We start from the raw sequence: 5,804 nt of genomic DNA on the forward strand, positions 1-5,804 counted from the left end.
GCCTTCAACATGTGGAAGACGGCCGAGCCGGTGGTCGGCGACTGGATATCAGGCAATCTTGGGCCGCGTGGCATGATGATCGATGTGCGAGACGGCGCCAGGGCGCTGCTCACGCTGGCCCGTCAGGTGCCCGAGCTTGCGGCGCGCACCGACCGGCTGTCGCGCGAGATCGACCTGATGGCCGAGCACGGCCTGCGCTTCGACGAGACCACCGCCGACGCCATCGGCAAGGCCGAGGCGCGCTACAGCCGCTCCGGCCGTTGGGCACTCTGGGTGATTGCGTTGACGCTGGTTTATATCGCCTGGAAGTTGATCTGAGTGCAGGCAATGACAGCAATGCTGTCATTGCAGTCGGAAATCGAGATCGCTATATTCTACGAGGAGTGTGCATATGGCGAGGATTACCGTCCGCAATCTGGAAGACCATGTCATGCGGCGGCTACGCGAGCGCGGCGCCGCGCGGGGCGTTTCCATGGAGCAGGAAGCGCGGGACGTGCTCGCCGCATCCGTTGGGCTGCCGACCACAAAAGGGTTCGACCGAACGGGTTTGGCATCTGGGGAAAAACCCAAGGATCAATCAATCGCAAGAATGCAGGAATAGCCATGGGCACCCTAACGATCCGCAATCTCGACGAGGATTTGAAGCAAAGGCTGCGCGAGCAGGCCGCCAGACATGGCGTGTCAATGGAGCAGGAGGCAAGAACCCTGTTGTTGAAGGATGTAGCGGCAGTCAACAAGCACGACGACGATGTCGTCACGGCAGAGGAAATCCTCGAATTCGGTCGACGATTGCGAAAAGTGGACTTCGACCAGAAAAAACTAACGGATGAGCTCTGGTCCTTCATCGAGGAGGACTGACTGTGGTGATCGACACCTCCGCGATTTTGGCCATCCTCAAGCAGGAGCCTGATGCACCGGTGATAGCCCAGCGCCTCGCCGGAAATCAGCTGATGTTTATGAGCGCCGCGACCCTGATGGAATGTGGCACGGTCGTCGTCGGACGTTATGGGGCGGCCGGCACAGCTGAGTTGAGAGGCCTTCTAGAAAGACTGAAAGTCACGATCGTCGCTCTCACTGCCGAACATGCACAGGCCGGCATTGAAGCCTATGCCCTCTATGGCCGCGGCACTGGCCATCCCGCCAAACTCAACATGGGCGACTGTTTTTCCTACGCTCTCGCCAGGACGCGAAACCTGCCGCTGCTTTTCAAGGGCAATGATTTCATCCATACCGATATCGAACCGGCGCTGAAGCCGGCATGACACTCGATAAGAACTGGTCTTGGGCATGAGCCTCTCCGGCAAGCGCATCCTGCTCATCATCGGCGGCGGCATCGCCGCCTACAAGGCGCTCGATCTCATCCGCCGGCTGCGCGAGCGCGGGGCCGCGGTTCGGGTGGTCATGACATCGGCCGCGCAGGAATTCATCACCACGCTGTCGGCCGGCGCGCTCTCCGCCGACCATGTCTTTACCGAACTGTTCGACCGCCAGGACGAGCACGATGTCGGCCACATCAGGCTGTCGCGAGAGACCGATCTGCTGGTGGTGGCGCCCGCCACCGCCGACCTGATGGCCAAGCTCGCCAATGGCCACGCCAACGATCTGGCCTCCACGGTGCTCATCGCCACCGACAAGCCGGTGCTGATGGCGCCGGCCATGAACCCCAGAATGTGGGCGCATCCGGCCACCCGCCGCAACCGCGCGACGCTGCAGAAAGACCGCGTCACCTTCGTCGGTCCGGCCAGGGGCGAGATGGCCGAAAGCAATGAAGCCGGCGAAGGCCGCATGGCCGAGCCGCTGGAGATCGTCGCCGCGATCGAGGCACTGCTCGACGTCGGCCCGAAGCCGCTGTCGGGGCGCAGGATCATCGTCACCTCCGGCCCCACGCATGAGCCCATCGACCCGGTGCGCTACATCGCCAACCGTTCGTCCGGCAAGCAGGGCCATGCCATAGCGGCAGCACTGGCCAGGCTCGGCGCCGATGTGCACCTCGTCTCCGGTCCTGTCGGCATTGCCGATCCGGCTGGCGTGAAGACCATCCATGTCGAACGTGCGCGAGAGATGCGCGACGCGGTGGAACAGCTCCTGCCCGCAGACGCGGCGGTGTTCGTCGCCGCCGTTGCCGACTGGCGAACCGAGAATTCAGCCGGTGAGAAGACCAAAAAGGTCGCCGGCGAAGGGCCGCCGGTGCTGCGCATGGTCGAAAATCCCGACATTCTCGCCGGCGTCGGCCATCACAGCCAGCGACCCGGCCTGGTTATCGGCTTCGCCGCCGAGACGCAGGATCTCCTGCGCAACGCCGAGGCCAAACTCAAGAAAAAAGGCGCCGATCTCATCGTCGCCAACGACGTGTCGCAGGGAAGCGGCGTCGGTTCTTCGGGCGTGATGGGCGGCGATCGCAACCGGGTGCGGATCGTGTCAAAGGCTGGCGTCGAGGAATGGCCGGAGATGAGCAAGGACGATGTGGCGGCGCGGCTCGCCGCCTTGATCGCCGAAAGGCTTAAAACCATCATCGTTTGAACCGACGCAGAGACGTTCTGAGGCAGTGACGCACTGCCCTGCCGCGAGACGACATTCAGGCAGCGCTTTAAGTCCTGCGGCTCTACATCAATTGGTCAAAAGCTGCGCGGTCCGGGCAAGCGCGCCGGCGAAGCCGTTGAGCGGAATGGAAAAGTTCACCGCTTGTCCGGTATCTGCCGCGAAAGCGTCGATCTTCAGTGTGGTGCCTGATTTCAGCAGCGGCGTGACAGTCGCATCGAACACCACCGGCACCAGACAGCCGACGACCTGGCAGGTGTTGAACGCCAGGCTGCCGTCCAGCTTCTGATCGTCGATGGTCAGGCTGACCCCCTTGGCCAGCGCCAGGCCGAACGGCAACGCAAGCGTGCCCGTGGCATCCTCGCCGGTCTTGCTCGACAGCTCGATCGCCAGCAGCCGCTGATTGCTTTGCTTGTTGAATTGCTGATGCGACAGGCTGCAGGTCTTGGCCGTGCCCGATATCTGGCAATTGACCGTCCAGTCGCCGTGGGTTTCAGACAGTGCCGACGCGCCGCCGGGCAACTGCGGCGCATCCGCGGCAGCGGGTGCCGCGACCGCCTTGTCGCTCTTGGTTTGCGCCGCCACGGCCGCCACGCCGACGGTGCAGGCAACACCCAGCATCGCCACGAAATACGCGTACTTCCTCATCAAGATCCCTCCCGCCCGGCTCCGCCTCGGACCAGCTAGAAACTGACCTTGAGAGACGCGCTGATCGCGTTCGTTTAACCGTTTCGCCGAAGGCGCCATTATATCTGACGGACATGCCGACGCCATTGACGCCGTTCAGCTCAAGGCCGGCGCCGACCCGATAGAGCGGCGAATCGACGGCCTCCGTCAAGTGCAATGCGGGGTTGCCAGGCAGATTCTCCGCCGCCGCGAAGCGACCTTCGATTTCCCACTCCTTGTCGGAAAACTCCACGCCAGCCTTGCCGTAGACGCGAAGGCTGGCAATGTCGCTGAGTGCAATGTCGGTACCGATCTCGAAAGCCGGCGTCGCCGAATAATACATGTTGGCGCTGCCGTCGAAGTTGAAGGCGGCAACCGAGCCCACTTCCTTGCCGGAAACACGCAGCCAGCGCGCGTCGAACTGCAGGGTCGGCTGCAGGTAGAAAACACCCATCTCCTGCGTTATGCCGAGCCGCGCCGAACCGCCGAACTGGGCGGTTTTCTGCGTGTAGGTGACACTGTTGCCGATGCCAGGCAGCAATGCCTCCGGCAGATAATCGCCGATCAGCGTTTCGCCCGGAATGAAGGCCACCTGATCGAGATGCGTATCGCGCTCGCCCTTGAAGGAGCCGGTGCCGCCGCCGAGTGCGAAGTCGATGAAGTAGTTCTTGTCGGCATATTTCGCCAGCGCATACGCCTGCCAGGATTCGCCTGTCGTGGCCGACAGCAATTCGCCGTTGAAATCGATCTTCGAGTCGAATTCGGTCCGGCCTATCGTTGCGCCGAGCGACCAGTGCTGGCTGACCTCGCCAATGCCGCCAAGCGACATCGTCTTCATGACGTCGTCTCGGCTGGTGGTGCCGGCCCCAGCGTCGCGGCTGTACTCGGCTTGCGGACTGATCGACGCCCAGACACAACGTCCGTCGGGATCCTTGTAGGCGGGAACGCCGGTGCATTCGCGCGCGGCCTCCAGCATGATGTCCGTGGAGCGGTTGATCATCTCGAATGTGTGCACGGCATAGTGCGGCGTCAGCCGCGTCAGGGCCGAGCCGAGCTCCATTTCATCGGGCAGGAAGCGCAGCATGTTGATCAACAGCGCCATCGGATTGTCTGGGCTCGAAGAAGCCTCGACATCATCGAGATACTGCGCCATCTGGAAGACGCCGGGATCGGTCGTGCCGGAGTTAGGATCCTGTGCCAACTCCAGGAAAGTCGGATTGTCGGCATAGAGAACCAGATCCGTTCCGCCGACCACCTTGGTCAGGAAATTGAAGCCGACCGCCGGATGCAGCGTCGTGGGCGTGATGCCGGAATCGGTCATCGCCGATCCGGTGGCCAGCACATATTCGGCGAACAATTTGTCGATCGACAGGAAATTCAACGGCGCCTCACCATCGAAGTCTCCGGCCACCGTTAGTGCCAGGGCATCCGTGATCTGGTTGTTGAGATCGACGTCGGTGACGAAGTCGCCCGAGAATATCTGCGTGAAGCCGCCCGTGACATCCACTTTGGCCACCACGCCGATGCCCTGATTGGTAAACAGCCCGTCATTGGTGAACTTGCCGCCGCCGAGATCGATGGTCTTGAGGCCGACCATCGAGGCGTCGGCGATATTGTGGAAGCTGTTCGTGCCGCCGCCGAGGTCCATGTTGCCGATCACCCGTCCGAGCGTGTCGGCGCTCTTCGAATTCTCCACATGGTCATCGCCCGATGTGCCGGTGATAGCCAGTGGGCTGAAATCGTCCAGAAGCGATTCCAGGATCGCATTCGTCGGCACGACGGGACCGGGCGCCAACAGGAAGGCTTGGAATGCCTGAAATTGCGACGCCTGGATGGTGAAACTCGGCGTTGCCCCCATCGCATAGAGCAGGCTGTGGTTGTTCAGCGTGTTGTCTGCGCCCCCGACAAGCATCGCCGCCACGCCGGTTCCGGCACCGCCGATCGTGTACTGGCCATTCAGGTTGATGGTGATGTTGCCCTTGGCGCCCTTGGCCGTGCTCTCGCCATACACAGCCACGGAATCCGCACCTTGCGCGAACAGGCTGTCACCCGCCGTCAGATCGACCGCATGGGCATTGCCGTCGCCTGTCGCGCTCTGGCCGAACATCGCATACGAACTTGCGCCCTTGACCCAGACTTGGCTGTCCGTGCTAGCGGCCGACGCCGCAGCGTCGCCGATACCACCTTGCGAGCCGGCCGCCGACTGGCCCATGGCCAGCGAATCCATGCCGCCGGCGCCACCGCCACCGCCCACCGCCTGGGCAACGACGCCGTGTCCACGGTCGCCATCGGTCTCAATGGCGCCGGACTGGATGATGGTTACCTTGCCGCCGGTGCCCTTGGTGCCACCAGGCGTGTTGAAGCCGATAGCGTTTGGCCCGCCGCCGTCGTCGTCGGCGCCAAAGCGGCCGAAACCGGCACCACCGATGCCGCCGCCGCCACCGACCGACTGCGCGATGATGGCGATGGAATCCTTGCCCGTCGTCGTGATCGTGCCGGTGCGGATGACGGTAACATCGCCGCCATCGCCGCCATTGCCGCCGAGACCGCCAATGGCCAACGCATTCGAGCTCTTGCCCTTGGCGTCGCCGCCATAGCCG

General features: G+C 62.9%; 5 protein-coding genes and 1 pseudogene. 4 read left to right on the forward strand and 2 right to left on the reverse strand.

All coding sequences use genetic code 11. The annotated features are described in order from the left end of the window. From EN750_RS15780 to coaBC, 4 genes and pseudogenes are all read left to right on the forward strand, one after another. Positions 1-318, forward strand: a pseudogene (locus tag EN750_RS15780) (ubiquinone biosynthesis protein UbiB); the annotation flags it as partial. A gap of 285 nt (positions 319-603) precedes the next feature. Continuing rightward, a complete protein-coding gene (locus EN750_RS15790) occupies positions 604-858 on the forward strand; it encodes a hypothetical protein (protein WP_127270486.1) in 255 nt (84 codons plus the stop codon). A 2-nt stretch (positions 859-860) separates the two neighbouring features. Continuing rightward, positions 861-1,262, forward strand: coding sequence for a type II toxin-antitoxin system VapC family toxin (locus tag EN750_RS15795; RefSeq protein WP_127270488.1), 402 nt, complete (start codon positions 861-863; stop codon positions 1,260-1,262). A gap of 25 nt (positions 1,263-1,287) precedes the next feature. Then, positions 1,288-2,520, forward strand: coding sequence for a bifunctional phosphopantothenoylcysteine decarboxylase/phosphopantothenate--cysteine ligase CoaBC (gene coaBC / locus EN750_RS15800; protein WP_127396963.1), 1,233 nt, complete (start codon positions 1,288-1,290; stop codon positions 2,518-2,520). Between the two features lie 87 nt (positions 2,521-2,607). Here coaBC and EN750_RS15805 read toward each other — a convergent pair whose 3' ends face one another. Next, positions 2,608-3,123 (reverse strand): invasion associated locus B family protein, encoded by a 516-nt coding sequence (locus EN750_RS15805; RefSeq protein WP_245482716.1) that lies wholly within the window; start codon positions 3,121-3,123, stop codon positions 2,608-2,610. Beyond that, the coding region (locus EN750_RS15810; RefSeq protein ID WP_245482717.1) for an autotransporter outer membrane beta-barrel domain-containing protein at positions 3,032-5,804 on the reverse strand (2,773 nt) is incomplete at its 5' end. The genes EN750_RS15810 and EN750_RS15805, both read right to left, overlap by 92 nt.

Source organism: Mesorhizobium sp. M7A.F.Ca.ET.027.03.2.1 (assembly GCF_003999175.1).
GTDB lineage: Bacteria > Pseudomonadota > Alphaproteobacteria > Rhizobiales > Rhizobiaceae > Mesorhizobium.